This window comes from Clostridium tunisiense TJ, from assembly GCF_000300195.1.
Taxonomy (GTDB): Bacteria; Bacillota; Clostridia; order Clostridiales; family Clostridiaceae; genus Clostridium_J; species Clostridium_J tunisiense.
Genome location: NZ_AMQH01000031.1, coordinates 1 through 3,973, shown reverse-complemented (window position 1 = coordinate 3,973; position 3,973 = coordinate 1). Strand labels below are relative to the sequence as shown.

Below are 3,973 nucleotides of genomic sequence, written 5' to 3'. Positions count from 1 at the left end.
GCGCTACACTGTAGCGTTGTCACCATCTGGCGACTTTTATATCTTATCATCACTTAAAACCTTTGTCAACACTTTTTTATTTTTAATATTTCTACCAATAATTTAAAAGTTGTTTTAAGTTTTAAGTGTTTTTTGTCCGTTCTTAAGGACAAGACATATCTTATCATATATATTCTACATCTATCTTGGTAATAAAGTCATTATTTATATTTAAGTGCAAAATGCTACAAAAAACTAGATTTTTCTCCTTATTTTATATATTGATACACTAGGAATAGTATATAGGTAAAATCTATTTAACATCATTTATTTATAGGTTTATTTAATAACTTTTTAACCTCTTCTCCTATTACTTTTATGCCTATTTCAATTTCTAACTTTGACAACCTTGAAAATCCTAATCGTAAAGTATTATATCCCTTTTGATCAACGAAAAAGGTATCTCCAGGAGTGAATGAAACTCCTCTTTTATAACATCGTTCTAATAGCTCCCTCGAATTAACTCCATCTAGTTCAAGGAATACATATAGAGCAACTTCTTTGCTAATCCATTTATAAGGGATATACCTTTTTATCATTTCAACTATAATTTTATACTTATCTTTATATATAGTTCTTATTCGTTTAACATACTTTTCAAATCCACCATTCTTTAAGTATTCTAATAATACAGCCTGGTCTATAACTGATGTATGAATATTTCTACTTCTTTTTACGCTTTCTAGGGTTTGTATCAAATTTTTATCTGCAAGAATCCATCCTACTCTTAATCCTGGAAATAAAATCTTAGATAAGCTACCAATATATATAACACCATTTTCTTCTCCTCCTACTGCGGCAATTGGTGACATATGATCACTAAGATGTTGTAATTCTTCATTAAACCCATCCTCGATAATAGGAACATTATATTTTTTTAAAGTATTGTACAGAATATTTCTATCTTCATATGACATAACTCTACCTGTGGGATTATGATATGATGGAATGAAATACGAAGCTTTAATTTTATTCTCACTCAATACTCGTTGTAACTCGTTAAAATTAATACCATCATCCCCAAAACTAATCCCTATTATATCCAGATTATTAAGTTTCATAAGTTTTAATGCAGTATTGTGAGTAGGGTTTTCACATATGATTTTGTCACCCTTCTCTGTAATTGATGACAAAACTATATCCATTCCTTCAGTAAATCCATTTGTTATCAGTATCTCCTTATTCCCTACGTCTACCCCTTTACTAAACATATAATCTAACAAGTATTTAATGAGCGGTTCATACCCCTTTGCATATCCGTAGCTAAGTAACTTATTTCCCTTTATCGAAACAATATTTAAAAATGCTCTTTTAAATTCATCCATATCAAATAAACTTTCATCAGGTGCTATGCTTTTAAATGAAATAAATCCTTGCTTATTTTTTAATTCTGTCTTAATTATATCTAACTTTGTAGCTTTACTAGCATAATCACTAATATGATTGTCCCAATTAATATTCCATTTATTATTTTTTATAACAGATACTTGAGATACGAAAGTACCCTTTCCTTCCTGTATATATACAAGCCCCTGCTCTGCCAACATGTCATATGCCGTAATAATAGTACTCCTGCTAACTTTCACGATTTTTGCAAGCTCTCTGGTTGAGATAAGCTTGCTTCCACTTGGAAGCAAGCCACTCTCTATCAATTCTTTTATTTTACTATACACTTGAATATATATGGGTTTAGACTTATCTATTTCTATATTGTATAACATATTTCACCTCTTACTAAATACCTACATAGCTAACTCCACGAATACTCAATGATTTTATCTAGTAAGCATTTAAACTCTATATCTGCTATAGCTGCACTTTTAGGTAATAAACTATTTTTTGTCATTCCCGGAAGAGTATTAATTTCTAATACATATATCCTTTCATCTTTTATAATCATGTCCACTCTTGCATAGGACTTTAACTTAAAAATTTTCCAAATCTTAATAGATATTTTTTCTACCTGTTCCATAAGATTTTTAGGAAGTATCGCTATTTCTTCTATGGTATCCTTATCACTGTATTTTGCTTCATAATTAAAAAATTCTGCCTTGGCCTTTATTGATATTATAGGCAAAATATTGCCACCCAAAATAGGACATGTTATTTCTTCACCCTTAATATACTCCTCAACAATAATCTCACTGGTGAAATTTAGACATTTGATAATTGCATTTTCGAGCTCTTCTCTCTTATACACTATATAAGTTCCTACACTAGAACCCCCATTATTAGGTTTTACTACTAAGGGATATTCTAAACTTTTAACTTTATTATAATCTAAATCCTGAACTTTTGTAATTATAGTCCACCTTGGAGTAGTTATATTTTCTGCTATAAATATTCTTTTAGCTATATCCTTATCCATACATAATGCGCTTGCTAAGACCCCACTCCCTGAATAAGGTATTGCCATGGTCTCTAAGGTTCCTTGTATAGTTCCATCCTCCCCAAAACTCCCATGCAAAGCTATAAAAGCAAAGTCAATTTCTTTCGCTTTTCTTATTAATTCACTTTTACAACTTATTTCTATAGGGATGACTTTATATTTATTTCCATCTAAATTGTTAATTATTTCTTGACCTGTTAATAATGAAATTTCTCTTTCATGAGAACTTCCTCCCATAATAACTCCTATTTTCATCTTTAAAACTCCTTTACAAAATTAAAATTTATACTACTATTTTATTCTCATCTATATAATTTTGTAAGAACCACACTAGGAGCAATTACATGGGTTAGTGGTATGGTACTTAATAAGTACATTAATTAATTGATAATTGATTAGTTATTGTAGTATAATAACTATTAACTAATAACTATTTTTAAAAGGAGTGTGGAAAATGGAAACACTGCAAGAAGGTATTAAAGCCCCAGATTTTAGTTTGCCTGGAAGTGATGGAAATACTCACATGTTAAGTAACTACATAGGAAAAAACATAGTTATATTCTTTTACCCTAAAGATAATACTCCTGGCTGAACTAAGGAAGCTATTTCTTTTAAGGACAGCTTAAAAACTCTGGAAGAGTTAAACACTATAGTTTTTGGAATTAGTAAGGACTCACTTAAGTCTCATGACAAATTTATAGAGAAACATGATTTAAACTACATACTATTATCGGATGAAGAAAAAGTTGTTTGTAGTCTATATGATGTGCTTAAAGAAAAAAACATGTATGGTAAAAAATCTATTGGCATTGAAAGAAGTACTTTTATAATTGATTCTAAAGGAAATTTAGTAAAAGAATTTAGAAAAGTAAAAGTAGACGGTCATGTAGATAGTGTAATAGCTTATATAAAAGAAAACTTAGTTTAATACTGAAAATATCTGCATGTTTCTAATTAGCTGCAGATATTTTTTAGTATAGTAGTTTTTCACAACATCATATCCATCTAGTTAGCATATATAATTAACTATAATGCTTTTTATTCTATTAAATTATAAGGGGGATATTTATGAATGAAGAGTTTCAAACAAAGGGTAATTTAAGTGATGAACAGTTATACAGGTTGGCTTATAAAAGAGTCAAAGAAAAGAGAGAATTTTACACTCATTTAGCAGTTTATATCTTAGTAAACATTGGCTTATGGGTAAGTTCCGGAGCATTTTTAACGGGCTTTATTATGGGTTACTATCCTACATGGGTCACTATAGGTTGGGGGATTGGTGTGGCCTGTCATGGAATATCTGTGTTTTTTTCAATGAATTCTAAAGCTGTAGATAAGGAATATGAAAAATTAAGAAACAGGCACAAGTAACTAATAGATAAACTAAAAAAACCTAGTACAAAAGTACTAGGTTTTGGTGGCTCGAGCAGGAATCGAACCAGCGACACGAGGATTTTCAGTCCTCTGCTCTACCGACTGAGCTATCGAGCCATATGACCTGGCGACCACCTACCCTCCCACAAAGTCTCCCTTGCAGTACTCTTG

At 30.4% G+C, this 3,973-nt stretch carries 4 protein-coding genes and 1 tRNA gene; 2 read left to right on the top strand and 3 right to left on the bottom strand.

The window, feature by feature from the left end; genetic code table 11:
* Positions 1–302: 302 nt before the first annotated feature.
* Positions 303–1,760 (bottom strand): aminotransferase-like domain-containing protein, encoded by a 1,458-nt coding sequence (locus C661_RS0120730; protein WP_017417236.1) that lies wholly within the window; start codon positions 1,758–1,760, stop codon positions 303–305.
* A 29-nt stretch (positions 1,761–1,789) separates the two neighbouring features.
* On the bottom strand, positions 1,790–2,683 hold the full coding sequence (locus tag C661_RS0120725; RefSeq protein ID WP_017417235.1) for a D-alanine--D-alanine ligase: 894 nt from the start codon (positions 2,681–2,683) through the stop codon (positions 1,790–1,792).
* A gap of 199 nt (positions 2,684–2,882) precedes the next feature.
* Here C661_RS0120725 and bcp point away from each other — a divergent pair, with 199 nt between their 5' ends.
* The gene (gene bcp, locus C661_RS22485) at positions 2,883–3,356 is read left to right on the top strand and encodes a thioredoxin-dependent thiol peroxidase (protein WP_083861732.1); all 474 of its coding nucleotides are present in this window, start codon (positions 2,883–2,885) and stop codon (positions 3,354–3,356) included.
* Positions 3,357–3,496: 140 nt separating this feature from the next.
* A complete protein-coding gene (locus tag C661_RS0120710) occupies positions 3,497–3,799 on the top strand; it encodes a 2TM domain-containing protein (RefSeq protein WP_017417232.1) in 303 nt (100 codons plus the stop codon).
* Between the two features lie 44 nt (positions 3,800–3,843).
* On the opposite strand, the gene C661_RS0120705 is transcribed toward C661_RS0120710, so the two are convergent.
* A tRNA-Phe gene (locus C661_RS0120705) sits at positions 3,844–3,919 on the bottom strand.
* Positions 3,920–3,973 lie beyond the last annotated feature (54 nt).

What these genes read in the sequence shown, in the direction of transcription:
- C661_RS0120710 (WP_017417232.1), top strand. Translation starts at nt 3,497, where the DNA reads ATGAATGAAGAGTTTCAAACAAAGGGTAATTTAAGTGATGAACAGTTA.
- C661_RS0120725 (WP_017417235.1), bottom strand. Translation starts at nt 2,683, where the DNA reads ATGAAAATAGGAGTTATTATGGGAGGAAGTTCTCATGAAAGAGAAATT.
- C661_RS0120730 (WP_017417236.1), bottom strand. Translation starts at nt 1,760, where the DNA reads ATGTTATACAATATAGAAATAGATAAGTCTAAACCCATATATATTCAA.